Annotated in this window: 21 protein-coding genes; 12 read left to right on the forward strand and 9 right to left on the reverse strand. The window is 62.1% G+C overall.

What is annotated here, in order from left to right; genetic code table 11:
• The first annotated feature begins 44 nt into the window (after positions 1–44).
• Both FH041_RS05840 and FH041_RS05845 read left to right on the forward strand, forming a co-directional pair.
• Positions 45–908, forward strand: a complete 864-nt coding sequence (locus FH041_RS05840; protein WP_140174255.1) for a pirin family protein — start codon at positions 45–47, stop codon at positions 906–908.
• A gap of 219 nt (positions 909–1,127) precedes the next feature.
• Positions 1,128–1,388, forward strand: coding sequence for a DUF1652 domain-containing protein (locus tag FH041_RS05845; RefSeq protein ID WP_027914949.1), 261 nt, complete (start codon positions 1,128–1,130; stop codon positions 1,386–1,388).
• Between the two features lie 33 nt (positions 1,389–1,421).
• Here the strand turns inward: FH041_RS05845 and FH041_RS05850 are convergent, their stop codons facing one another.
• Positions 1,422–1,709 (reverse strand): hypothetical protein, encoded by a 288-nt coding sequence (locus FH041_RS05850; protein WP_049695925.1) that lies wholly within the window; start codon positions 1,707–1,709, stop codon positions 1,422–1,424.
• A 142-nt stretch (positions 1,710–1,851) separates the two neighbouring features.
• Positions 1,852–2,499, reverse strand: a complete 648-nt coding sequence (gene alkB, locus FH041_RS05855) for a DNA oxidative demethylase AlkB (RefSeq protein WP_059183978.1) — start codon at positions 2,497–2,499, stop codon at positions 1,852–1,854.
• A 171-nt stretch (positions 2,500–2,670) separates the two neighbouring features.
• On the opposite strand from alkB, the gene FH041_RS05860 reads away from it, so the two are divergent.
• From FH041_RS05860 to FH041_RS05895, 8 genes are all read left to right on the forward strand, one after another.
• A complete protein-coding gene (locus tag FH041_RS05860; RefSeq protein WP_140174256.1) occupies positions 2,671–3,414 on the forward strand; it encodes a gluconate 2-dehydrogenase subunit 3 family protein in 744 nt (247 codons plus the stop codon).
• Between the two features lie 3 nt (positions 3,415–3,417).
• Complete coding sequence (locus FH041_RS05865; RefSeq protein WP_132578803.1) at positions 3,418–5,202, forward strand: GMC family oxidoreductase; 1,785 nt, start codon at positions 3,418–3,420, stop codon at positions 5,200–5,202.
• Between the two features lie 48 nt (positions 5,203–5,250).
• The gene (locus tag FH041_RS05870; RefSeq protein WP_371259673.1) at positions 5,251–6,525 is read left to right on the forward strand and encodes a c-type cytochrome; all 1,275 of its coding nucleotides are present in this window, start codon (positions 5,251–5,253) and stop codon (positions 6,523–6,525) included.
• A 323-nt stretch (positions 6,526–6,848) separates the two neighbouring features.
• Entirely contained in the window at positions 6,849–7,868 is a 1,020-nt protein-coding gene (locus FH041_RS05875) for a LacI family DNA-binding transcriptional regulator (RefSeq protein WP_104926241.1), read from the forward strand.
• Between the two features lie 74 nt (positions 7,869–7,942).
• Positions 7,943–8,731 (forward strand): sugar phosphate isomerase/epimerase, encoded by a 789-nt coding sequence (locus FH041_RS05880; protein WP_027914956.1) that lies wholly within the window; start codon positions 7,943–7,945, stop codon positions 8,729–8,731.
• A complete protein-coding gene (locus FH041_RS05885) occupies positions 8,724–9,689 on the forward strand; it encodes a sugar kinase (RefSeq protein ID WP_027914957.1) in 966 nt (321 codons plus the stop codon). Before FH041_RS05880 ends, FH041_RS05885 begins: the two co-directional genes overlap by 8 nt.
• Before the next feature lie 43 nt (positions 9,690–9,732).
• On the forward strand, positions 9,733–11,037 hold the full coding sequence (locus FH041_RS05890; protein WP_028687445.1) for an MFS transporter: 1,305 nt from the start codon (positions 9,733–9,735) through the stop codon (positions 11,035–11,037).
• Positions 11,034–11,996 (forward strand): D-glycerate dehydrogenase, encoded by a 963-nt coding sequence (locus FH041_RS05895; protein WP_104926239.1) that lies wholly within the window; start codon positions 11,034–11,036, stop codon positions 11,994–11,996. The genes FH041_RS05890 and FH041_RS05895 overlap by 4 nt, the downstream gene beginning before the upstream one ends.
• 24 nt (positions 11,997–12,020) lie before the next feature.
• Here the strand turns inward: FH041_RS05895 and FH041_RS05900 are convergent, their stop codons facing one another.
• The 5 genes from FH041_RS05900 to FH041_RS05920 all read right to left on the reverse strand — a co-directional run bounded on the left by FH041_RS05900 (position 12,021) and on the right by FH041_RS05920 (position 17,417).
• Positions 12,021–12,971, reverse strand: coding sequence for an endonuclease (locus FH041_RS05900; protein ID WP_049695929.1), 951 nt, complete (start codon positions 12,969–12,971; stop codon positions 12,021–12,023).
• 122 nt (positions 12,972–13,093) lie between these two features.
• The gene (locus FH041_RS05905; protein WP_140174257.1) at positions 13,094–14,089 is read right to left on the reverse strand and encodes an aldo/keto reductase; all 996 of its coding nucleotides are present in this window, start codon (positions 14,087–14,089) and stop codon (positions 13,094–13,096) included.
• 94 nt (positions 14,090–14,183) lie between these two features.
• Complete coding sequence (locus tag FH041_RS05910; protein ID WP_140174258.1) at positions 14,184–15,035, reverse strand: LysR family transcriptional regulator; 852 nt, start codon at positions 15,033–15,035, stop codon at positions 14,184–14,186.
• Positions 15,036–15,195: 160 nt separating this feature from the next.
• Positions 15,196–16,329, reverse strand: coding sequence for an MFS transporter (locus FH041_RS05915; protein ID WP_033695050.1), 1,134 nt, complete (start codon positions 16,327–16,329; stop codon positions 15,196–15,198).
• A gap of 206 nt (positions 16,330–16,535) precedes the next feature.
• Positions 16,536–17,417 carry a LysR family transcriptional regulator gene (locus FH041_RS05920; RefSeq protein ID WP_027914963.1) on the reverse strand — a complete coding sequence of 294 codons (882 nt, stop codon included), beginning with the start codon at positions 17,415–17,417 and terminating at the stop codon, positions 16,536–16,538.
• Positions 17,418–17,585: 168 nt separating this feature from the next.
• On the opposite strand from FH041_RS05920, the gene FH041_RS05925 reads away from it, so the two are divergent.
• Positions 17,586–19,229 (forward strand): acetolactate synthase large subunit, encoded by a 1,644-nt coding sequence (locus tag FH041_RS05925; RefSeq protein WP_104926235.1) that lies wholly within the window; start codon positions 17,586–17,588, stop codon positions 19,227–19,229.
• Between the two features lie 128 nt (positions 19,230–19,357).
• Here the strand turns inward: FH041_RS05925 and FH041_RS05930 are convergent, their stop codons facing one another.
• On the reverse strand, positions 19,358–21,904 hold the full coding sequence (locus tag FH041_RS05930) for an HWE histidine kinase domain-containing protein (protein WP_140174259.1): 2,547 nt from the start codon (positions 21,902–21,904) through the stop codon (positions 19,358–19,360).
• Between the two features lie 199 nt (positions 21,905–22,103).
• Between FH041_RS05930 and FH041_RS05935 the strand changes: the two genes are divergently transcribed.
• A complete protein-coding gene (locus tag FH041_RS05935; RefSeq protein WP_049695935.1) occupies positions 22,104–22,718 on the forward strand; it encodes a dTMP kinase in 615 nt (204 codons plus the stop codon).
• Positions 22,719–22,741: 23 nt separating this feature from the next.
• Here FH041_RS05935 and FH041_RS05940 read toward each other — a convergent pair whose 3' ends face one another.
• Entirely contained in the window at positions 22,742–23,749 is a 1,008-nt protein-coding gene (locus FH041_RS05940; RefSeq protein ID WP_049695936.1) for a zinc-binding alcohol dehydrogenase family protein, read from the reverse strand.
• Positions 23,750–23,921 lie beyond the last annotated feature (172 nt).

Consider the following 23,921-nt stretch of genomic DNA (forward strand, 5'->3'; position numbering starts at 1 on the left):
TCGATGCAACGTTAAGGTGGCACCCGGACGTTGAGGAGCGCACGATGAAGACGATTTTGCATACCCATTCCAATCCTGCCGGGCACTGGGTAGGCGATGGCTTTCCGGTGCGAAGCCTGTTCACCTATGACGACGACGTCAGTCGCACCAGCCCGTTTCTGCTTCTCGATTACGCCGGGCCCCACACCTTCGCCCCCACCTCGACGCGTCGCGGCGTAGGGGCTCATCCGCACCGGGGTTTCGAGACAGTCACGATCGTTTACCAAGGCGAACTGGAGCATCGCGACTCAACGGGCGCCGGCGGAGTAATAGGACCGGGTGACGTTCAGTGGATGACCGCTGCAGACGGCATCGTTCATGAAGAGTTTCACTCACCTGGATTCGCCCGCAGCGCAGGCGTTTTGGAGTCAGTGCAACTGTGGGTGAACCTTCCGGCCCGATTCAAGCGCGCTCCGGCCGGCTATCAGACCCTGGCCAGCGCCGATATCCCCACGGTGAATCTGGGTGCGGGCGCGGGCAGCCTGCGTGTGATCGCAGGTGAGTACCAGGGGGTGAGCGGGCCGGCGCGCACGTTTACGCCGATGGACGTGTGGGACCTGGACCTTGAGGCCGGCGCTAAACTGGTGCTCCCTATCCCGGCAGGCCGCACGGCTGCGGTGGTGACCCTGCAAGGCGGTTTGCGGTTGAACCAGGTCAGCGAGGCCGGCCCGTGCTCAGTGACGCTATTGGCCCGTGACGGTGCCGATGTGCTGCTTGAAGCCCTGCAGCCCGCCCGTGTGCTGGTGCTGAGCGGTGAGCCTATCGACGAGCCTGTGGTGGCATACGGTCCCTTCGTGATGAACACGCGGGAAGAAATCATCGAGTCCATCGAAGGCTTTCAGTTGGGGAAGTTCGGCCGTATGCCCTGAACGCGCACCGTCCTGGAGCGCGAAGCACCACCCGTCGCACCGATTCGACACGGCTCGAACTACCCAGCACCGCTCGGGTTCTTCAGCTAAGGTGCAGATGGAACCCCGCACGATCGATAACGCATATCCACATGCGCACCGACAGGTTCCTCTTCCTGTGGCCCTGTGCCTGGCCCAGGCCTGTCCAACCGCAAGTTAATACAGAGAGGGCTCTCTGCCATGTCACTGTTAGGCGTATCGACACTGGAACTGCGACAGATGATCGAACAGGCATGCTTGCCAGATCGTTGTGAAATCAACTGTGCCGATGGCTCACACCTGACCATCCGGCTCGGCAATGGTCAGGATCTGACAGAGGCCGTCACGCTTTGCGATGTTCCGCTGAGCAGTCTGAACAGCAGCAGGGACTTGGTTAACCTGGTCGGCCAATTACACGCAATGCGTGACAGTGCTCCCATGCACTCGAAGAAATTAGCCTGACCGCGCGGCGCAAAGCTCGCCTCTAACCGGCCGTCACTGCAACTCAAGCAGAAGATTGAGCCCACCGTCGCCGCACTTGCCCTGGTCTCTGACAACGCCATGGTAACTGCGCCCGTCCCAGATGAACGCGACACTGTGCGCACGGTGCACCTTATTAGGCAGAGGCGGGCAGATGTGCAGACGCAGTGCAGGCCGACCTTGCAGGTTGAGCGGCGCAAGCTGGCACTGGCACTCGACGCTTTGCGCCACGGGACCGAACAGGGTGTCGCGGACGTAGTCGAGTTGCACCGATGCATTTGGAGCGCGGCCTGGCATTCTCATGATCGCTGCTCTCTGATCGAAGTACGTGCTAGGGCATGCAGATTTGTCATGACGATCTCCTGTAGGAAAGGCATTCGAGGAGGTTGCAGGCTGCATGGGAGCCCAGTCCTGCTCCATGCGTTCAATTCGATTGCTTCGTCGTTCAGGCCCCTGCCTTGCGAAACGTCAGGTTGATGCGCCGCGGGCCCATGCGTGGGTGCACGCCAGGCTTGATGGGCAAGACGCCATGAAAGCGTAGACGGTCTTCACCACCCCACACCAGCACATCGCCATGATTCAAGGCAATACGCTGGGTCTTGTCCGCGCGTTGCAAGCCACCCAACAGGAACACGGCAGGCAAACCCAGGGAAAGGGACACGATGGGTTGGCTGAAATCCTGCTCATCACGATCCTGATGCAGGCTCAGACGAATGCCCGGCAGGTAGTGATTGATCAGGCACGCATCCGGTACGAAGCCATCGAACCCTGCACGCGCAGCGCACTGCGTGGCCAAGGCCAGAAGCACGGGCGGCATCATCGGCCAGGGTCTGCCGGACAGCGGGTCCACGGGGCTGTATCGGTAACCGCGTTCGTCGCTGATCCAACCGAGTGCGCCGCAGTTGGTCAGGCCCACAGCCATGTTCAAACCGCCAGGCGTACGCATGTGCCGCCATGGCGCTGATCGCAGTATTGGGCGAAGCGCATCCAGTACGTGCTCGACGTCATCTAGCGCGACGCCGGGCAACAGCACCGTGCGGGGTGCCAGCTGCTGCGGTTGGGCCCCGAACAGGTCCAGATCGGATTGGATCATCAGTCTGACTATTCCAGTAAGCCTGTTATCCAGCAGAAGAAAGCTGGCGTCTTTGAGCGTTCACTATCAGTCAGCCGCCAAATAATTCAAAACGTTTCTGAACGCCATTCGTCCGTTGATGGTCTTCATCGTGCCGTGGCCGCGGTAGCCGATTGACGATGAGGATTACATATGTCTGAGCATGTACCGGACAACCCCCGCAGGGACTTCCTGCGCAAGACCTTGACCTTGATACCGGTGGTAACGGTGGCCAGTACCGGTATTGGGCTGGGCGCAGCCACCGCCCTGGCCGAGCCGGTACGCCCGCCTGAGCAGCCTGAAGCCAAACCCGCTGACACTGCCTACCCTCCTGCGTTCTTCACCCCAGAGGAGTTCGCCTTCGTCCAGGCAGCGGTCAGCCGGCTCATTCCAGCCGACGCGCTAGGGCCTGGTGCCCTCGAGGCCGGCGCTGCGCAGTATATCGACCGTCAGATGGGCACGGCCTACGCCAGCGGCGGGCTCTGGTACATGCAAGGCCCGTTCGAGGCCGATGCGGCACCCGAGCTTGGCTATCAATTGCAACTGACCCCGCAGCAGATCTACCGCTTGGGAATTGCAGGTGTGCACCAATGGTGCCTGGCCAACGGCAACAAGGCGTTTCACGCGCGCAGCCCCGAGCAGCAGGACGAGGTGCTGGCGCAGTTGGAGTCTGGTGAGCTGGCGTTGAAGGAGGTGCCGGCTAAAGCATTTTTCAGCCTGCTGCTGCAGAACACGCGCGAAGGCTTTTTCTGCGACCCGGTGCATGGGGGCAATCAGGGCATGGTCGGCTGGAAACTGATCGGTTTTCCCGGTGCGCGCGCCGACTTCATGGATTGGGCAGAGCGTAACGAGCGCTACCCGTTCCCTCCTGTGTCCATCCGCGGCGAGAGGGCTTGAGGCATGGCCAACACATTGAAGAAGGTCGACGCTGTGATCGTCGGCTTTGGCTGGACGGGGGCAATCATGGCCAAGGAACTGACCGAGGCCGGCCTGCACGTGGTGGCGCTGGAGCGCGGGCCCATGCAGGACACTTACCCCGATGGCAGCTACCCGCAAGTGATCGACGAACTGACTTACAGCGTGCGCAAGAAGCTGTTCGTGGACCTTTCCAAGGAAACGGTGACCATACGCCATACCGTCAACGATGTAGCGTTGCCGTACCGCCAGCTGGGCGCGTTCCTGCCCGGCAAGGGCGTAGGCGGTGCCGGTTTGCACTGGTCGGGCGTACACTTTCGTGTCGACCCGATGGAGCTGCGCATGCGCAGCCACTACGAAGAACGCTACGGCAAGTCTTTCATCCCCCAGGACATGACCATTCAGGATTTCGGCGTCAGTTACGAAGAGTTGGAACCCTACTTCGACTTCGCCGAGAAGGTGTTCGGCACCTCGGGGCAGGCCTGGACGGTCAAGGGTGAACTGGTCGGGCAGGGCAAAGGCGGCAATCCGTTTGCCCCGGACCGCTCCAATCCGTTCCCGCTGCCCTCGCAGAAGAACGTGGTGTCGGCTCAGGTTTTCCAGAAGGCCACCTCGTCGTTGGGCTATCACCCTTACAACCTGCCCTCGGCCAACACATCCGGCCCTTACACCAACCCGTATGGCGCTCAGATGGGACCGTGCAATTTCTGCGGATTTTGCAGCGGCTACGTGTGCTACATGTACTCCAAGGCATCGCCGAACGTAAACATCCTGCCCGCGCTGCGCCAGGTGGAGCACTTCGAGCTAAGGCCCAATGCCCATGTACTGAAGGTGAACCTGGACGACAGCAAGCAGCGTGCGACCGGGGTCACCTACATCGACGCCCAGGGCCGTGAGGTGGAACAGCCGGCCGACCTGGTGATCCTGTCGGCTTTTCAGTTCAACAATGTGCGCCTGATGCTGCTTTCTGGCATCGGCAAGCCCTACGACCCGGTCAAGAACGAAGGGGTGGTCGGGCGCAATTTCGCCTATCAGAACATGGGCACGGTCAAGGCCTTTTTCGACAAGGACTTGCACACCAACAACTTCATCGGCGCCGGTGGCAATGGCGTGGCGATCGACGACTTCAATGCCGACAATTTCGACCATGGCCCTCACGGCTTCGTGGGTGGCTCACCGATGTGGGTCAACCAGGCGGGGACCCGGCCCATCGCAGGTGTAGGCAACCCGCCGGGCACGCCTGCATGGGGCAGCGCCTGGAAAAAGGCCACCGCCGACTATTACACCCACCAGATATCCATGGATGCCCACGGCGCGCACCAGTCCTACCGCGGCAATTACCTGGACCTGGACCCTACCTACCGTGATGCCTATGGCTTGCCGCTGCTGCGCATGACCTTCGATTGGCAGGAAAACGACATCCGAATGAACCAGTTCATGGTCGGCAAGCTGAGCGCCATCGCCAAGGCCATGAACCCCAAGGCCATTGCGGTGCTGGGCAAGCAGGTAAAGGAGCATTTCAATACTGCTACCTACCAGACGACTCACCTCAACGGTGGGGCGATCATGGGGAGCGACCCCAAAACCAGCGCTTTGAACCGCTATTTACAGTGTTGGGATGTACACAACGTGTTCGTACCTGGGGCCTCGGCGTTCCCGCAGGGGCTTGGCTACAACCCGACCGGTCTGGTCGCTGCGCTGACCTACTGGTCGGCACGGGCCATTCGTGAACGGTACCTGAAGAATCCCGGCCCCCTGGTGGCGGTGTAAGGAGCGATGAGCATGAACAGAATGTTGATCGCCACTGTGCTGGTGGGTATGGGCATGACGGCGCAGACAACGCAGGCAGCGCAGGCCGAACAGACGCTGGTTAGCCAGGGTGAGTACCTGGCGCGTGCAGGGGACTGTGTGGCTTGCCACACGGCCAAGGACGGCAAGCCCTTTGCGGGTGGGTTGCCGATGGAAACGCCCATTGGCACGATCTACTCGACCAACATCACCCCCTCATCCGAGGGCATCGGTCAGTACAGTTTCGAAGACTTCGACCGAGCCCTTCGCCGTGGGATCCGCAAGGATGGCAGTACACTGTACCCGGCCATGCCGTACCCGTCCTATGCGCGGTTGACCGAACCCGACATGCAGGCGTTGTACGCCTACTTCATGAAGGGCGTAACTCCCGTGCAGGAGCCGAACAAGGACACGGACATTCCTTGGCCCCTGAGCATGCGCTGGCCGTTGTCGATCTGGCGCGGTGTATTCGCCCCGAAGCCTGAACATTGGCAGCCGTTGCCCGAGCGAGATCCGGTGATCGATCGCGGCGCTTACCTGGTCGAAGGCCTGGGCCACTGCGGTGCCTGCCATACCCCAAGGGCACTGACCATGCAGGAAAAAGCGTTAAGTGCAAAGGAGGGCGATGCTTTCCTGGCCGGCAGCGCGCCGCTCGAAGGCTGGGTGGCGAAGAATCTGCGAGGCGATCACAAGGATGGTCTGGGCAGTTGGAGCGAGGCACAGCTGGTGCAGTTTCTCAAGACTGGCCGCAGCGACACCAGTGCCGTGTTCGGTGGCATGAGCGATGTGGTGGAGCACAGCATGCAGTACATGAGCGACGCCGACCTGACAGCCATAGCGCGCTACTTGAAGACCTTGCCGCCCAGCAATCCGAATGACACGCCCCACGTCTACGACCGGCAAGTGGCGGATGCGCTGTGGAAAGGCGACGACAGCAAGCCAGGGGCTGGGGTATATATCGACAATTGCGCCGCCTGCCACCGCACCGATGGCAAGGGGTACACGCGCGTCTTCCCAGCGCTTGCCGGTAACCCGGTGGTGCAGACCCAGGATGCTACCTCGTTGATTCATTTGGTACTCAAGGGTGGGACCCTGCCCGCGACCCGCACGGCGCCCTCGAACTTCACCATGCCGGCCTATGGCTGGCGCCTGAGCGACCAGGAGGTGACTGACGTGGTCAACTTTATCCGCACCAGCTGGGGTAACCAGGGTGAGCCTATCGAGGTCAAGGCGGTGAAAAAGCTTCGCACAAGCGACATGAAGCAGACATCGGGTGATGATCTCGGGCAGGTGACCGAGCACTAGCGCTGCAGGGCTATGCCGCTGCCAGGGGCCCTGTGTTTGCACTGCCCCTGCAGCCTGGAATCCCGAGAGTCAAAGCCCTTCCGGCCGCGATAGACCGCGCAGCGGCCCCCAGATTTTAGCTTCGTATCTTACATCGCTGGGGCTTCTGGGCGGCCCATCACGGCTGGTCCGGCGCCCCGGCTAGGCCGCTTCCACAGGGCCCTCCTACTGTTTGAACCGGCAGTAAACAGCATTCCCGATCAACGGTGGATTGACGCGTATAGGCATTTTTTGTTCTAGTGAAACCGGTTTCATCATGATCACAACAACCATAAGGTCCCATCATGAGCCCAGCACCCGCGCCAGCGCGCGACCGTGTCACCATCAGCGAGGTGGCCCGTGTCGCAGGTGTCTCCAAGGCCACCGTTTCCCGGTACATCGGAGGCGATCGCCAGTTGCTGGCCGATGCCACGGCCCAACGCCTGGGCGAGGTGATCGAGCAGCTTGGCTATCGGCCGAACCAGATGGCGCGCGGGCTCAAGCGCGGGCAGACACGACTGATCGGCATGCTGGTCGCCGATATTCTCAATCCCTATTCGGTCGCAGTCATGCATGGCGTGGAGACGGCTTGCCGCCAGCATGGCTACAGCCTTGTAGTGTGCAACACCAATCGCGATGACGAGCAAGAGCGCCACCATCTGCGCGCGTTGCAGTCCTACAACGTGGAAGGGCTGATCGTGAACACCCTGGGCCACCACCCAGGTGAGTTGCTTACCGTCATGCGTGACCTGCCCATCGTGCTGGTCGACCGGCAGTTACCTGAGATTAACGCCGACTTGGTCGGCCTGGACAACGCTCAAGCGATGCAGCAGGGTGTCGAGCATCTGCACGCCCGGGGTTACCGGGACATTCTCGCCGTCACCGAGCCGCTGGATGGTACCAGCTCGCGAGCCGAGCGGGTCCAGGCGTTGACCGCCTGTGTCCAAAGCCGCGCCGACATGCAGTGCGAGGTCGTGCAGACCGGCTTGGCATTGTCGCAAGCGCTCATCCGTTTCCTGGGCAGCAACGGCACCCGTCCCAAGGCACTTTTCCCCCTCAACGGCGTTGCAACGCTGGCGGTCACCAGCGCATTGCGCGAGGCCGGGCATGCGCTGTTCGGTAATGTTGGGGTGATCGCCTTGGACGACCTTGACTGGTACCCCTTGGTAGGCAACGGCATCACGGCCCTGGCGCAGCCCACCGAACGCATCGGCATGGCAGCGTTCGAGCACTTGCTCAGTCGCCTGCATGGTGAACAAGGCGCCGCCCGGCGCATCGATTTCAAAGCGTCGCTGATCATACGAGGTTCCACCCCCCTACGCTGAACATAACGGCGGCTAGCGGCCTATCCGCAATGCCTGACGTTCAAAAATGAAACCGGTTTCATAGGACAATAACAATGCATGCAAATCCTGTTTCCATCAGCCTGTCCAGCTACGGCGCAGACTTCGTCCGACAACGCGGCCAGGAGCAGTTCATCGATCTGCTGGCAAGCGCCGGGGCAAGCCGCGTTGAGTTACGTGAGGAATTGTTCTCATGCCAGCCCGACCCGACTGCCTTGGGTGCATTCATCGCCGGTGCAGGGCTGCAGTGCCTCTATTCCACACCGCTGGAGCTTTGGTGCGCAGAGGGTACGCCCGCGCCCGAACTGGGTGCCAAGCTGCGCATCGCCAAGGCACTTGGGGCTGTAGCGGTGAAGGTGTCTTTGGGGCATTACCGAGCTGGCGTCGACATGCAGGTATTGCGGGCGGTGCTACCCGAGGACGGCCCCGTGTTGCTGGTCGAGAACGACCAGACTGAGCACGGTGGGCGGATCGCGCCGCTCGTGGGCTTTTTCGAACAGGCACACGCGTGCGGCGTGCGGGTCGGCATGACGTTCGACATCGGCAACTGGCAGTGGCTGGACGAGCCGGTGCTGGAAGCCGCCAGCCTTCTTGGGCGATGGGTTGAGTATGTGCACTGCAAAGCAGTGACTCGCCATGGTGGTGGGCGACTGGCTGCCGCTGCACCTCAGGCGCCCGATCTTGAGCACTGGCAGCAGATCCTGGCCCATTTCACACCTGGGGTCATGCGTGCTGTGGAATACCCGCTGCTTGGCGAAGACTTGCTGACCGTGACGCGCAGCCACGTACATCAACTGTCCGCACTGGGTGCGCGACACTGCGCACGGGAGCTGAGCCATGCCTGATCATGACGTGTTGTGCTTCGGCGAGACCATGGCCATGTTCGTGGCCGATGATGTTGGGGATCTTGCACAGGTCGGGCGTTTCGGCAAACGCATTGCCGGCGCCGACAGCAATGTCGCCATCGGCTTGTCGCGGCTTGGCTTTGGCGTGCGCTGGATCAGCCGGGTCGGCAACGACTCGCTGGGGCGCTTCGTACTCGACAGTTTGCGCGCAGAGGGGATCGACTGCGCGGATGTGCAGGTTGACCCAACGCATCCGACGGGTTTTCAACTGAAGGCGCGCTGCGATGACGGCAGTGACCCTGTCGTCGAGTATTTCCGGCGTGGCTCTGCAGCCAGCCACATGAGCGCTTCGATGCTGGATCCGGCCTGGTTGCGCGCGGGCCACCTGCACGTAACCGGCATTCCGCTGGCGCTGTCGGACGGCTGTCGGGGGCTTGCCCAGGCGTTGGTCAGCCAGATGCGCAAAGCCGGTCGCACCCTTTCATTCGACCCCAATCTGCGCCCGACGCTATGGCCCGACAAACAGCGCATGATCACCGAGATCAACGCCATTGCTGCCCAGGCCAATTGGGTGCTGCCGGGGCTGGAGGAGGGCCGCCTGCTCACGGGCAGGCAGACACCTGCCGAGATCGCCGGCTTTTACCTGGACCTTGGTGTGGACCTGGTGGTGATCAAGCTGGGCGAGGCGGGCGCCTACTACCGCAGTGCCAACGAGGAGGGCCAAGTCGCGGCCGTACCTGCGCCCTGCGTGGTCGATACCGTGGGCGCTGGCGATGCCTTCGCCGTCGGCGTGCTCAGCGCCTTGCTTGAAGGCCAGCCCGTCGAGCACGCCGTTGCCCGCGGCAATTGGTGCGGCAGCCGCGCGGTGCAGTCGCGCGGTGATATGGAGGGCTTGCCGCACCGGCAGGACCTGACGGCATACGAATCCCCACAAAACCCTGAAATACGCACGGCCTGAATCACCTGTCGCACAAAAACAACAAGCTCAGGAGAAACTCACCATGAAACGTACAAGCCTGGCGCCACGCCGCTGGTGGTACATCATCCCCATCGTGTTCGTCACCTACAGCCTTGCCTATCTGGACCGTGCCAACTACGGCTTCGCAGCCGCATCGGGCATGGCCGAAGACCTGCACATCACCCCTGTGCTGTCCTCGCTACTGGGTGCGCTGTTCTTTCTGGGCTACTTCTTCTTCCAGGTACCGGGGGCTATCTACGCCCAAAAGCGCAGCGTCAAGAAGCTCATTTTCGTCTGCCTGATCCTGTGGGGTGGGCTGGCCACGCTGACCGGCATGGTCAGCAACGTGTACATGCTGATTGGCATCCGTTTTCTGCTGGGTGTGGTAGAGGCGGCGGTGATGCCGGCCATGCTGGTCTACCTGTGCCACTGGTTCACCCGGGCGGAACGTTCGCGCGCCAATACCTTCCTGATGCTGGGCAATCCAGTGACCATCCTGTGGATGTCGGTGGTGTCCGGCTACCTGATCAAGCATTTCGACTGGCGCTGGATGTTCATCATCGAGGGTTTGCCGGCGGTCATCTGGGCGTTTTGCTGGTGGCGCCTGGTCGATGACCGGCCTGCGCAGGTTTCATGGCTGAGCGAGCAGGAGAAGAATGATCTGCAACAGGCGCTGGCGGCAGAGCAGCAGGGCATCAAGCCGGTCAAGAACTACCGAGAGGCGTTCCGCTCGCCGCAGGTGATCATTCTGTCACTGCAGTATTTCTGCTGGAGCATTGGCGTGTACGGCTTTGTGCTGTGGCTGCCCTCGATCCTCAAGCAGGCAGCCAACGTCGACATCGTCGAGGCCGGGTGGCTGGCCTCGGTACCCTACCTGGCAGCAGTGATCGCGATGGTGGGCGTCTCCTGGGCCTCCGATCGGATGCAACGGCGCAAGCGCTTCGTGTGGCCACCGCTGCTGGTGGCAGCGCTCGCGTTCTACGGCTCCTACGCTTTGGGGACCGAGCACTTCTGGCTGTCGTATGCACTGCTGGTGGTCGCCGGGGCCTGCATGTATGCCCCCTACGGCCCGTTTTTCGCGATCGTGCCCGAGATTCTGCCGGCCAACGTGGCCGGTGGCGCCATGGCCTTGATCAACAGCATGGGTGCGCTGGGCTCGTTCGGTGGTTCGTGGCTGGTGGGCTATCTCAACGGTGCCACGGGTAGCCCTGCGGCCTCGTACCTGTTCATGTGCGGCGCGCTGCTGTGCGCCGTCGCCCTGACCGCAGCGCTGAACAACTCAACCACCTCCGGGCGTGCCAAGACACCTTGCCTGCGCCCGGCCATCCCTTCCAGGAACCCGACATGAAAAAACGCATCGTGCTGTACAAGGCGTTGTCCCCCGACTTGCTCGCTCGCCTTCAGGCCGCGGCAGAGGTCACCACCGTCGACCTGGCCCGTCCCGATGGCATGGCGCGCTTGCGTGATGCGCTGCCTGGCGCCCACGGGGTGCTGGGCGCCAGTGTGCGCCTGGATGCCAGCCTGCTTGACCTGGCGCCCGAGCTCGAGGTCATTTCCAGTGTCTCGGTGGGCGTGGACAACTATGACATCGCCGACCTTGATCGACGCGGTATCGTGCTTACCAACACCCCCGATGTGTTGACCGAAACCACGGCCGACACCGGCTTCGCACTGATCCTGGCCACCGCCAGGCGGGTGGTGGAACTGGCCAACTGGGTACGCGACGGTCACTGGCGATCGGGCCTTGGTCCTGCGCAGTTCGGCAGCGACGTGCACGGCAAGACGCTGGGCATCGTCGGCATGGGACGGATCGGTGAGGCGCTGGCGCGGCGAGCGGCCGCTGGTTTCGGCATGCAGGTGATCTACCACAGCCAGCGACCCAAGCCTGACGTCGAGGCCCGCTACGGGGCCAGACGCTTTGCTCTGGACGAGCTATTGGCGCAGGCAGATTTCGTCTGCCTCACCGTCCCGTTGAGCGCAGCTACCGAAGGGCTGATCGGGCGCGGGGAGCTGGCGCTGATGAAGCCTGAGGCCATCCTGATCAATATCTCCCGAGGGCGGGTCGTGGACGAACAGGCATTGATCGATGCCCTTGAAACACGGCGCATCCGCGGCGCGGGCCTGGATGTATTCGTTCAGGAGCCATTGGCGGCCGACTCGCCTTTGCTCCGGCTGGACAACGTAGTGGCCACCCCGCACATAGGTTCGGCCACAGAAGAAACTCGGCAAGCGATGGCGCGTTGCGCCGTGGACAACCTGCTCGCCGCGCTGGCGGGTAGGCGCCCGGCCAACGCGGTCAATGGCTGATAAGCCGCCGCTGAGGGTGGTGGATCAACGGCAGTTGCCGGCTTTTCGGTAGCCCGCCGCCTGGGCTTCTACCTCGGTCGCGAACGCGATCTGGTTCTTGGGCGCGACCTGGTGATAGCCCGGGCACCCGGCAGCCAAGTGATACACGTGGCTGTTGCGGTTGCCCAGCACGGCGCCCACCGGGGCTTGGCTAGCGGCGGAGGTACGGACTGGCGCCGCCAATGACGGCTGAACGCCATCGCCCGTGGGTGTGTAGTTCAGCGTCCATTGGCGTTCGCCCGTGACGAACGGGTTGGCGTGGCCCATGATGGCGGAGATGCGTCGGTCGCGCTCTTTTTCCCAGGCTGAGACGGGGTGCTGGCGGTCCCATGCCATCAGCAGTTGTTGCTGTTGGCGCGACATGTTCAGGCGGTAGCGATCGAACATGTAGAACGTGGTACGGGCGACCAGGCCTTTGACCTCATCCCTTGGCTCGGCCGCGCGTTGGGCGAAATCCACCTTGGTCGTGCACTGGCCATACTCGCCTTGATTACCACTGACCATGCCGTAGTTGAAATTGCTGCGGTCACCGTTCACCTCACCCACGGCTGGGTAGAGGTTGAAGAGGTCGGCTTCCATGGCGCGGAACACCGGGTCGCTGTCCACGCAATGCTCCCGACCGCCGTTTTTCCAACACTGGCGTTGGTTACCGAAGGTATGGGCTGGCACGATGTGCTCCCACTCGGTGCGCTCGGCGCGGTTTTGCTGTTTTCGGGTCTGGTACCCACACGAAGCCGCGTCGATCCGTCCGCCTGACTTGCCTACCCATGTCCATTGGCAGCCGCAGTACAGCTCGCCCATGGCGCTCTTGCCTTGGTCCATGTAGACCTGCTGCTTTGCCACGACTTTGGCTTCAGCAAAGGTGGAGGGCGGATTAGCCCAGGTATAGCCACTTAGAATTAGCAGTAGATGAAGGGCGTAACGCAATGATTTCATGGGTAAACAGCACACAGATTACAGGGGCGTGCATTGTAGTACTTCTACCCAGAGCAGACAGCACACATTGACCACCACGTGTAGGAAAAGGGGTGGTCAATGGGTTTTATCGCACGCTGAGGCTACTTGAAACCGGTGACTGCATGGGGCACGTAGGGTGCTTCGAGCCGAGCGGTTTCCTCAGCCGTCAGGTGCAGGTCAATAGCGGCCAACGCGTCGTCCAGGTGCGCAGGCTTGGACGCACCTACGATGGGCGAGCTGACCCCTTGCTTACCCAGTACCCAGGCAAGCGCCACCTGCGCCATCGGCACGCCGCGTTCCTGGGCAATCTGTTCGACCACGTCGATGACCCGTCCGTCTTGTTCCTCGCTGTTTTCGAAGAATGACTGTCCGGACAGATCAGTGCGAGTCCGCTCGGTCTGCTGGCCATTGGGGCGTGTCAGGCGACCCCGTGCCATAGGGCTCCAGGGCATCAGCCCGACGCCCTGATCCAGGCACAGCGGAATCATTTCGCGCTCTTCCTCGCGGTACAGCAGGTTCAGGAAGTTCTGCATCGACACGAAACGGCTCCAGCCGTTGCTGGCGGCTACCTGTTGCGCCTTGGCAAATTGCCAGGCGTACATCGACGAAGCGCCGATATAGCGCGCTTTGCCCGCCCTGACCACGTCGTTGAGTGCTTCCATGGTCTCTTCGATGGGCGTGGTGTAGTCCCAGCGATGGATCTGGTAAAGGTCGACGTAGTCGGTGCCCAAACGCGAGAGGCTGGCGTCGATACTGGTCATGATCGCCTTGCGCGACAGCCCTTGCTCGTTGGGACGGCTGGCGCCTTGCCACATGTTGGCTGGGTAGAAGACCTTGGTGGCGATCACCGTCTCGTCACGCCGGGTGAACTCCTTGAGCAGTTTGCCGAGGATCACCTCGGAAGTGCCCGCTGAATAGCTGTTGGCCGTGTCGAAAAAGGTGATGCCTTGCTCAACGGCGTGGCGAATGATAGGTCTGCTCGCTTCTTCGCCCAGTGTCCAGGGGTGCGTGCCCGCATCCGGCTCGCCGAAGGTCATGCAGCCCAGGCACAACCTGGAAATGTCCAACCCGGTGGTACCCAGTTTCACGTATTGCATCAGTGTGTCCTCGTCAGCCTTTGAATAGGTGCAGCGTACCCTTGTTGGCCATGCAGGCACATTCCCTGTTGCTGCAAGTGGGACATGCAGGAATTCACAAGCGCAACAGGGGCTTGACCTGCTGGTGCAGGAAATCGGTCACTGCCTTTATGCGCGGCGTGGCGCGCACGTCTTCGTGCACCGCCAGCCAGATCTCGATGCTCATGGTCTGCTCAGGCAGCCCCACCACGATCAACCCTTGCTCATGGGCCATGAAGGCGGGCAGGCAAGCGATGCCGATCCCCCCGGCACAGGCCTGGGCCTGAATGCGCAGGTCGTTGCTCAGCAGGGCGAAGGGTTGCGCGCCCGCCTGGCGGTTGAGCCACTGCTGCTGCGGCGAATGGGCCTGGGAGGCGTCATAACCGATGTATCGCCGTGCCGAACCGCTGGCTTGGTAATCGGCACTGGCATACAAACGGTAATCCAGGTGACCGAGCAGACTGACCACCAGGGTGGGCTCGGTGGGCCGTGACAAGACGACGCTGATGTCGGCCTCGCGCCTGGCCAAGGATGCCCGGGACTTGCTGCCGACCAACCGCAGCCGCAGTTGGGGGTATTGCAGGTAGAGGTCCCCCAGGCGCCTGGCGATGATGCTGCCCAGCAGGGCGGGCGGCGCCGAAAGGATCACTTCACCTTCTACCGTCTGTTGACCGGCGCTGGCGAAGTGTTCGAGGGCGAAGGACGACGCGGCCATCTGGCCGGCCAACTCACCTACGCGTTCGCCTTCGTCGGTGAGTACATAGGCCCGTGCGCGGCGGTCGACCAGCTTCAGATTCAGCGAAGCTTCGAGGGAGGCGATCCGCCGAGCGACGGTGGCGTGGTCGACTGACAGAAGCCTGGCGGCGGCAGACAGCGACCCGGTGGCGCAGAAAGTCGAGAAATGGCGTAGGTCTTCCCAATCGAACATGAGCAGGCTCGGCAGTGGTGGGTCTGAGAGGGGTTAGGTGGGGTTTAGGGTACTAGCCCGTGCCGGCCGTTTGGCAAGGCCCGCTTCTGGCAACGGGCTGTACTGGTGCGCCGGCCACGCCACCGCCAGGCACACCATCAGCGCGGTGCTGTCCTCTGTCTCAAGCGCCGCCTTTCATGCGCCGCGCCACCGCATAGAGTCCCAGGCCCAGCAGCGCCATGGCGGCGCCGATGTAGCCTGTACTGGTCCAGCCCAACCCCGCCGTGATAGCCATGCCACCCAGCCATGGGCCCAGGGCGTTGGCCAGGTTGAAGGCGGCATGGTTCGAGGCCGCTGCAAGGCTTGGGGCTTCGTGCGCGATGTCCATCAGGCGGATTTGCAAAGGCGCTGCCAGGGCGATCATGGTGCCCACCAGGCCAATGCCCAACAGCAGGCTCCACAGGTTCGCCGCGGCAAAGGTGAAGAACAGCAGGACCAACACCGACCACGCCAGCACCAGCCCCACGGCGCGGAACTGCAAGCGGTCGAATAATTTGCCGCCCACGATGTTGCCGACGATGCCGCCCAGGCCGAAGGCTGCCAGGCCGAACGGGATCCACTGGGGCGCCACGCGGGTCACCTCGAGCATGGTCGGGGCCAGGTAGCTGAACACGCAGAACATGCCGGCAAAGCCGATGGACGCAATGCCCAGCGCCATCCATACCTGGGGCAGGGTGAAGGCCTTGAGTTCCTTGCGCGGGTCACTGCGCACCTCATCATGACGCTGGGGCACAAAGCGCCACACCATCGCGATGGTGCAAACGGCGATCAGGCCGACCAACACGAACGCCGAACGCCAGCCGAAGTACTGGCCCAGAAAGGTGGCGATCGGGTTGCCCAGCAACATGGCCAGGGTAAGCCCCATCATGACCCGGGCCACGGCGCCCGCGCGCTGGTTGTTGGGCACCATGCTGGAGGCTACGACTGCGGCGATGCCGAAGTACGCGCCGTGGGGCAGGCCGCTGATGAAGCGAAACGCGATCAGACCGCCAAACGACGGTGCGAAGGCAGTGGCCAGGTTGCCCAGGGCGTACAGGGCCATCAGCATCAGCAGCATGTGCTTGCGCAGAACCTTGGCGCCCAGAATGGCCAAGGTGGGTGCGCCCACCATCACCCCTAGCGCATAAGCGCTGATGGCGTGACCGACCTGCGGTTCGCTCAAGTTGAGGTTGCTGGCGATATCCGGCATCAGACCCATGATGGCGAACTCGCCGGTACCAATGGCGAAGCTGCCCAATGCCATGGCGGCTTCCATTTTTACGACGGTACTTTTACCGGGCATTAGGGAGGGTTCTAGAACAGACATCTGGCTCCTTGAAACATGCTGAAACGTTCAAGTGATGATAATGGAGACGCGAACGATGCGTCGAGGCGCGCTGACTCACTAGCCGACCCAATTAACGAAGCTATGTGGGCGCAGACAGCGTCGAGCGAGCTGGAGTACAGATGTACTCCAGGCCGCTAGCGATCCAGATATTGACTCTGTCCGGCAAAATCGATGAAGCGCTGGCTGGCCAGCGACAAGTACTCACCCGAGCGCCAGCACAGCCGAAAACTCATCTGCTGGGCAGGCTCGAACGGCACGCCAACGATCCCTGGTGTTCTCAATTGCACTGAGCGCAGCAATGTGGCCACGCCCATGTTGTCCAGGGCGGCCTGGACCACCAACGAGACGAAATTGCTCTGCAATGCCACTTGGTAAGTGATGCCGTGTTCGGCAAAGAAGGCGTCAAGCAGCTGACGCTGTACGAATGTGCGGTCGAACACCACCATGTCAGTGTTGCGCAGATCTTCGGCGGTCAGGCTTGCCTTGCTGGCGTAGGGGTGATCCGGGTGCATGCAGGCCAGCATCTCATCGCTACCCAACAGGATCGACTCCTTGTCCGAGGGCACGCGGCGAGACTCGAGCAGCGCCAAGTCGATTTCCCGTTGTTCAAGGCGTTGGCCAATGTCTTCGGCGCTGCCCTCGAAAACCGTCATGGCGATGCCGGGATAAAGCCGGCGAAAGGCGTTCATCAGCCCGGGCACATAGTGCAGGCCGAACATGGGCGGGATCCCCAGCCTCACTTCGCCACGCTTGAGGTCGGCCATGTCGCGCAACGCCTGGCGGGCCACGTCCATCTCCCGCAACGCTGATGCGATGCGGGGCAGAAACTGCTCGCCTTCCACCGTCAGCACCACCTTGCGTGTGGTGCGGTTGAACAGACTGACGCCCAGTTCTTCTTCAAGACGCGTCACAGCCATGCTCAGCGCCGGCTGGGCGATGTGCAGGTGCTGAGCGGCCTTGGTGAAGCTGCCCTGGCGGACGATTTCAACGCAACAACGCAGCGCCTTGAGATTCATTTGAGGTATTCCGGAATTGATAACGTTTTGTGATGCTCAGCATCATAACAATATATTTACTATTATTAACGCCAAGGCCTACGATGCGCGGCATTGAGACATCCTGCAACATCTCAGTCACGCAGCCAGCCGGCTGCATCCTCCCTGGATCTTGAGGTAGTACATTAAATGGCCAAGGCCGCCGATGTCGTTGTGCAATGCCTGGAAAACGAAGGTGTCGAGTATGTGTTCGGCATTCCCGGTGAAGAAAACCTCGACCTGCTCGAATCCCTGCGCAAGTCGAAGATCAAGCTGGTACTGACCCGCCATGAACAGTCTGCAGGCTTCATGGCCGCCACCTACGGTCGGCTGACCGGCAAGACCGGCGTCAGCCTGTCCACCCTGGGCCCCGGCGCTACCAACCTGGTCACCGCCAGCGCCTATGCTTATCTCGGCGGCATGCCGATGATGATGATCACCGGGCAGAAGCCGATCAAGAAGTCCAAGCAGGGCCGTTTCCAGATCATCGACGTGTGCGGCATGATGGACCCCATCACCAAGTACACCCACCAGTTCGCCTCGGCCGACAACATCCCGGCCCGCATGCGCGAAGCCTTCCGCCTGGCCGAGGAAGAAAAGCCGGGTGCTGTGCACCTGGAACTGCCTGAAGACATCGCCGCCGAGCAGACCGATGCCCTGCCTATCCCGCGCAGCCTGCACCGTCGCCCGCTGGCCGAGCACGTGGCCATCGACGCAGCCGTGGAAAAATTGCATAAAGCGCGCAGCCCGATTCTGGTGATCGGTGCCGGCGCCAACCGCAAGATGACCGCCAAGGTGCTCAAGCAGCTGATCGACAAGACCGGCATCCCGTTCATCACCACCCAGATGGGTAAGGGCGTGGTCGATGAGCGTCACCCACGCTTCCTGGGCAACGCGGCGTTGTCGTCCGGCGATTTCGTGCACCGTGCGATCGAGGCGGCCGACCTGATCATCAACATCGGTCACGACGTGATCGAGAAGCCACCGTTCTTCATGGTCCGTGGCGGCACCGAAGTCATCCACATCAGCTTCCGCTCCGCCGAAGTCGATGCCGTGTACTTCCCTCAGGTCGAAGTGATCGGTGACATCGCCAACGCCGTGTGGCAGATCAGCGAGCAACTGACCGACACCGCGCACTGGGACTTCACCCGCCTGATGGCGATTCGTGAAGCCAACGAGGCGCAGATCGCCGAAGGCGGCGACGACGACCGCTTCCCGGTCTACCCACAACGCCTGGTGGCCGACATCCGCCGCGTACTGCCTTCCGAGGGCATCGTGGCCCTGGACAATGGCATCTACAAGATCTGGTTCGCTCGTAACTACAAGGCTCACAAGCCCAACACGGTGCTGCTGGACAACGCCCTGGCGACCATGGGTGCCGGCTTGCCATCGGCCATGGCCTCGCATCTGGTCTACCCGGACCGCCCGGTGATCTCGGTATGCGGCGACGGCGGCTTCATGATGAACAGCCAGGAACTGGAAACCGCAGTGCGCTTAGGGATGCACATCACCGTGGTCATTCTGCGTGACGACGGCTACGGCATGATCCGCTGGAAGCAGGCCAACATGGGCTTCACCGACTTCGGCCTGGACTATGGCAACCCGGACTTCGTCAAGTACGCCGAAGCCTACGGCGCCACCGGCCACCGTGTCGAAAGCGCCGACGGCCTGCTGCCCTTGCTGGAGCACTGCATCACCACCCCAGGCGTTCATGTGATCGACTGCCCGGTCGACTACAGCGAGAACGACCGCATTCTCAACAGCGAGCTGCGCGAGCGGGCGCTGGCGATCTGAAGCGTGCCCATACGCTGCGTCTGATCGCCGAGTCGATCATCCTGCTGCATTGACCAGCTGCAGCAGGATGCGTGGATGTGATCTCAGGCTGTGTACGGCGGCCGCAATGGCCGCCGTCTTGAGCGTCTTCAGTCCTGCGGTTCGAGCAGGCCACGAAGGCTCATCACGATGGTACTCATGTCATAAGGTTTGCGTGTGACCGGAATGTGCTTCAGGTGCGCGGGAATACTGATGCCATCGCCATAACCGGTTGCGAACAGGAAAGGGATGCGCCGACGCATCAATGCCTCGGCCACGGCAATGGACGTACCGCGCCCCAGGTTCACATCGAGAATGGCGGCGTCGGGTGAGTGCCGCTCCAAAACCTGCAAAGCTTCCTGCTCGGAACTGGCCGTGATGACATGCTCGATGTGGGCGTCGTTGAGAATTTGCTCGAGGCCGATGGCAATGACCAACTGATCCTCCAGGATCATCACGCTCAGGCCAGGTCGTGCGGCGAATGGGTCAGAGGAATCGATCATGGGCGCGGCAGCAGCAGGCGCAGGCTCGGACTCGGCAACCGCCAGGTGCCTGGCTGGCAGCGTGAACAAGCCCTGCACCCCATCAGGGTAGTACTCCACGCTACTGGTACCGCCCAGATCGAACGGGATGCTGCGCTCGATGAGTACCGAGCCGAAGCCGCGGCGCCGGGGTACCTGCACCTGCGGGCCGCCGCTTTCCTGCCAGATGATGGCGCAGGCGCCTGCAGCATCGATCGCCCAGCTCACAGACAGCCGCCCCCCTGGACTCGACAGCGCACCGTACTTGGCCGCGTTGGTCGCCAGTTCGTGCAGCACCAGCGCCATCACCGAATAGGCCCTGGCATCGAGAATCACGTTGGGTCCTTGCATGACGATGTCGGCAATAGCCGTGCGGTAAGGCGACAATTCGGCATCGAGCAACATCGCCAGGCGCCCACCGCCATCACCCCGCACGACCTGGTCGTGGGCCAGCGACAGGGCCTGGATGCGGCCCTGCAAGGTGTTCACGTAACCCTTGAGCGTCTGGCCCTCGGCCGTGGGATGGGCAACCAGTGCGCCAATCAGCGACAGGATATTCTTGACCCTGTGGTTGAGCTCTTCGTTGAGCACCCGCTGGCGCACCTCGGCCTTGGAGCGTTCGCTGGCCAGCAGTTCGCTGTTGTGCAGCAACACCTCGACGATGGCCGTACGAATGGCGTCCGCGAACTGTCGATCCTGCTCCGTCCATGGCGCAGACTGCTGGTGCACAGTCTGTTTCCAGATGGAAAAACTCGTGCGCGGCGTCAGCCGGTCGCCCATCGCGCCACTGGTATAGGTCTTGTTGGGGTCGCCCGCCCAGTCGAGGGTCTGCACCACCTCCTTGCGAAAGAACATGATGTAGTCTTGCGGGCGCTGCGAAATGGGGATGAGCAGCACGCCCGACACGTCGCTGAAGTAGGCCTGGGCCGCCGGATGGGCCAGTGAAAGGCTGTTCGATGCCCACGTCCTGGCTTCGGCCACGCTTTCGGCGAAGCGCAGCAGTTCAGGCACGCAGGCTCTAGGCGGAACGGTACCGGCACTCGACCAACGCCCTTGCAGGGAGATGCCGATGCCATCGCACGGAATCAGCGACATCAGCCTTGGCAGCCGGTCTTCGAAGAAGCTGTGCATGTCGGCGGCATGGTTGGCATCGCGCAGCATCAGGTCGAGCGTGTCGTGCACCTGCACGGCCGCTTCGAGTTGTTGCCGGCTGCGCACTGTTTCGATGTGCAGGGCGAAGAACTCGCCAAACATCTCGGCCGCCACGCGTCGGCCCATGGTCAGGTTGCGTGGTGAGTAGTGATGGCAGGCGATCAACCCCCACAGCGCGCCATTGACGATGATCGAGATGGACATGGTGGCGCCAACGCCCATGTTCTGCAGGTATTCGCAGTGGATGGGAGACACGCTGCGCAGGTGGGCATAGGACAGGTCCAACGGCTCGCCCGAAGGGTCCAGCACAGGCTCCAGGGCCACCGCCTCGAACTGCACGTCAGGGATGACCCTGATCGGGTTGCGCAGGTACAAGGCGCGTGCCTGCTGCGGGATGTCCGATGCGGGAAAATACTGCCCCAGGAAGCTCTCGAGCGTGCTGCGCTTGGCCTCGGCAATCACTTTGCCGGCGCCATCGCTTCCCAGTTGGTAGATCATTACCCGATCGTAGCCCAGTACTGCACGCACAAAACGCGCGGCATCGCGGAACAGGCGGTCGGTCTGGTCGATTTCGCGCAGCTGCGCGATCAAAGTGCGCGCAAGCTCGATGGGTTCTGCAACGTTTTGGCCCGCAGGCTCGAACTCCAGGAGAGTGCTGCCCTTGAAGCGGTGCGCCGACACATCTACACGCCGGCCATCGGGCAGGGCGACTGCAAAGCTCAACGCCGGGCGCGATCCTTCGCGGATACGGGCCAGGGCATTGCGCAAGGTATGGGCGAGTTCCCCGCCAATCACGTCATCGAGTTTACGGCCATTGAGCGGCAGCGTGACCCCCAGTAATTTCGGCGCATTGACCGAGTGACGCAGGACCACGGTTGCGGTGGCGTCGCAGGCCAGCAAGCAGCCATGGGGCTGGATGCTGCCGGGAATCTGAATGGGTTCGCGGTCGCAATTACTCAGGTTTACCTGTGGGTCGAGGGTCATTAGCCATGCCTGTAGATGATGTAAAGGCTGCCTGCGCGGCTGCCGCCGTCAGCCTATCAGCACACCCGCGTACGGCATAGCCAGTGAGTGCCCCGGATAGCAGTTTTGTGGGTGTCAGTCGTCTGCACGCGGTGCCAGCGCTTGTGTGTGACTGGTCTCGGTGGTTTCATGCGGCCCTTGATTTTGGAGGTACACGCACATGAGTCGCCCGCTTTTCATCGCCATGGACGGGCCGAAGGGTACTGGCAAGACCACGCTGCTCGAAGCACTCACCCAGGCGTTACGGGCCCGAGGCAACAAAGTGGTCAGGCTGTGCGAGCGCAACAATGATCCACAGCGCGCGCAGACCATGGCGTTGGTCAATCAGCTGGCCAAGCAGCCTTCGCCAACGGTTGAGTGGCAGGTCTGCGAGCGATTGGCCGAAAGCCGCGCCTGGATCACCCGCCACGTACTGCCGCGTCAACCTGGCGACAGCATTGTCCTGATTGACCGTTGGTACCCCTCGGACGCGGCGTTTCGCCGAAACGTGCCATTCGACCAGGTGTTGCGTTTGAACATCGAACGCGGTGTGCAGGTGCCTGACCTGCACATCGCGGTGCTCACCACGGCGCAAACGTCCTGGACGAGGGCTGCGTCCCGCCGTCGGGGCCTGGGCAGCACGGTCATCCATACCTTGGAGGAGCAGATCGCGAGTACCCAGGCGTTCAACCACGCTGCACACGAGCACGGCTGGCTGCTTTGTCAAAATGAAGGCACCGTGGCGGACGCCGTCGATCAGTTGGTGGAGGCCGTCACGCCGCTGCTGCACGCCTGAACCCATCGTTCAGGCCACTGGGTTCAGAAGCCTTCCAACACGATCTTGCCCCTGGCCTTGCCGCTCTCGATGACCGCGTGCGCCCGTTTCAGGTTGCTCGCATTGATTGTCCCGAAATGTTCGCCCACCGTCGTCTTGAGCACACCGGTGTCGACCATTTCGCTGATGCGGTTGAGCAGCTGGTGCTGCTTGATCATGTCGTGCGTCTGATAGAGCGAACGGGTAAACATCAGCTCCCAGTGCAGCGACAAGGATTTGCGCTTGAGTGGGACCACATCCAGCTGCGCAGGGTCATCGATCAAGGCAAGCTGCCCTTGCGGGCGCAGTACCTCGATGAGTTGCTCAAGGTAAGTGTCGGTATGGGTCAGGCTGATCACGTGATCGACCGCTGCGACACCGTGTGCGCTGAGCTGGGCGGCCAGTGGGGCCGAGTGGTCGATCACCAGGTGCGCGCCCAGGTCCTTCACCCAGGCTTGGGTCTGGGCCCTGGAAGCCGTAGCGATCACGGTCAGCCCAGTCAACTGGCGGGCCAATTGCACCAGGATCGAACCCACCCCACCGGCAGCGCCGATGATGAGCAGGTGCTGACCCTGACCGCCATTTTCTTCGAGGCGCAGGCGGTCGAACAGCAGCTCCCACGCAGTGATGGACGTCAATGGCAGCGCAGCGGCGCTGGCAGCATCCAGGCTAGATGGCTTGCGCCCAACGAGGCGCTCGTCCACCCGATGGAATTCGCTGTAGCAGCCGGGGCGGTCGATGGCGCCGGCGTAGAACACCTCATCCCCTGGTTGGAACAGGGTCACCTGCTCGCCCACTTCACGGACGATGCCGACCGCGTCCCAACCCAGCACTTGCGGCTGTTCACCGCCACGGCTGGCGCGAATCTTGGTGTCGACCGGATTGACTGCGATGGCCTTGACTTCGACCAGCAGGTCTCGCGCACCGGGGGACGGTACGGGCAGGTCTGCATCATAGAGAGATTGAGGGTCTTGCAGGGGCAAGCCAGGCTGCGAGTAAACGACAGATTTCATAGGGGAGGGCCTTGGTTGAAAAGGTACCTGCCTAGGCTATTACTATCGATTGCGCAGAAAAACAGGCTTGAAGAATTAATACTTTCTTTTCAGGAGTGAAAGCGCGTTGGCGCTCGATCCGTGAGCATTCAAACCTGAGGCCTGCAACAATTCTGAAGTCGTGAAGCGCCGG

This window comes from Pseudomonas sp. SWI7 (genome assembly GCF_006351945.1).
Lineage (GTDB): Bacteria > Pseudomonadota > Gammaproteobacteria > Pseudomonadales > Pseudomonadaceae > Aquipseudomonas > Aquipseudomonas fulva.

Coding starts and splice junctions, on each gene's coding strand:
- FH041_RS05875 (WP_104926241.1), top strand. CDS start 6,849: ATGAGCCCAGCACCCGCGCCAGCGCGCGACCGTGTCACCATCAGCGAG.
- FH041_RS05920 (WP_027914963.1), bottom strand. CDS start 17,417: ATGAATCTCAAGGCGCTGCGTTGTTGCGTTGAAATCGTCCGCCAGGGC.
- alkB (WP_059183978.1), bottom strand. CDS start 2,499: ATGATCCAATCCGATCTGGACCTGTTCGGGGCCCAACCGCAGCAGCTG.
- FH041_RS05900 (WP_049695929.1), bottom strand. CDS start 12,971: ATGAAATCATTGCGTTACGCCCTTCATCTACTGCTAATTCTAAGTGGC.
- FH041_RS05845 (WP_027914949.1), top strand. CDS start 1,128: ATGTCACTGTTAGGCGTATCGACACTGGAACTGCGACAGATGATCGAA.
- FH041_RS05925 (WP_104926235.1), top strand. CDS start 17,586: ATGGCCAAGGCCGCCGATGTCGTTGTGCAATGCCTGGAAAACGAAGGT.
- FH041_RS05890 (WP_028687445.1), top strand. CDS start 9,733: ATGAAACGTACAAGCCTGGCGCCACGCCGCTGGTGGTACATCATCCCC.
- FH041_RS05865 (WP_132578803.1), top strand. CDS start 3,418: ATGGCCAACACATTGAAGAAGGTCGACGCTGTGATCGTCGGCTTTGGC.
- FH041_RS05850 (WP_049695925.1), bottom strand. CDS start 1,709: ATGAGAATGCCAGGCCGCGCTCCAAATGCATCGGTGCAACTCGACTAC.
- FH041_RS05905 (WP_140174257.1), bottom strand. CDS start 14,089: ATGCAATACGTGAAACTGGGTACCACCGGGTTGGACATTTCCAGGTTG.
- FH041_RS05915 (WP_033695050.1), bottom strand. CDS start 16,329: ATGGAAGCCGCCATGGCATTGGGCAGCTTCGCCATTGGTACCGGCGAG.
- FH041_RS05930 (WP_140174259.1), bottom strand. CDS start 21,904: ATGACCCTCGACCCACAGGTAAACCTGAGTAATTGCGACCGCGAACCC.
- FH041_RS05940 (WP_049695936.1), bottom strand. CDS start 23,749: ATGAAATCTGTCGTTTACTCGCAGCCTGGCTTGCCCCTGCAAGACCCT.
- FH041_RS05840 (WP_140174255.1), top strand. CDS start 45: ATGAAGACGATTTTGCATACCCATTCCAATCCTGCCGGGCACTGGGTA.
- FH041_RS05885 (WP_027914957.1), top strand. CDS start 8,724: ATGCCTGATCATGACGTGTTGTGCTTCGGCGAGACCATGGCCATGTTC.
- FH041_RS05895 (WP_104926239.1), top strand. CDS start 11,034: ATGAAAAAACGCATCGTGCTGTACAAGGCGTTGTCCCCCGACTTGCTC.
- FH041_RS05870 (WP_371259673.1), top strand. CDS start 5,251: ATGGGCATGACGGCGCAGACAACGCAGGCAGCGCAGGCCGAACAGACG.
- FH041_RS05935 (WP_049695935.1), top strand. CDS start 22,104: ATGAGTCGCCCGCTTTTCATCGCCATGGACGGGCCGAAGGGTACTGGC.
- FH041_RS05880 (WP_027914956.1), top strand. CDS start 7,943: ATGCATGCAAATCCTGTTTCCATCAGCCTGTCCAGCTACGGCGCAGAC.
- FH041_RS05860 (WP_140174256.1), top strand. CDS start 2,671: ATGTCTGAGCATGTACCGGACAACCCCCGCAGGGACTTCCTGCGCAAG.
- FH041_RS05910 (WP_140174258.1), bottom strand. CDS start 15,035: ATGTTCGATTGGGAAGACCTACGCCATTTCTCGACTTTCTGCGCCACC.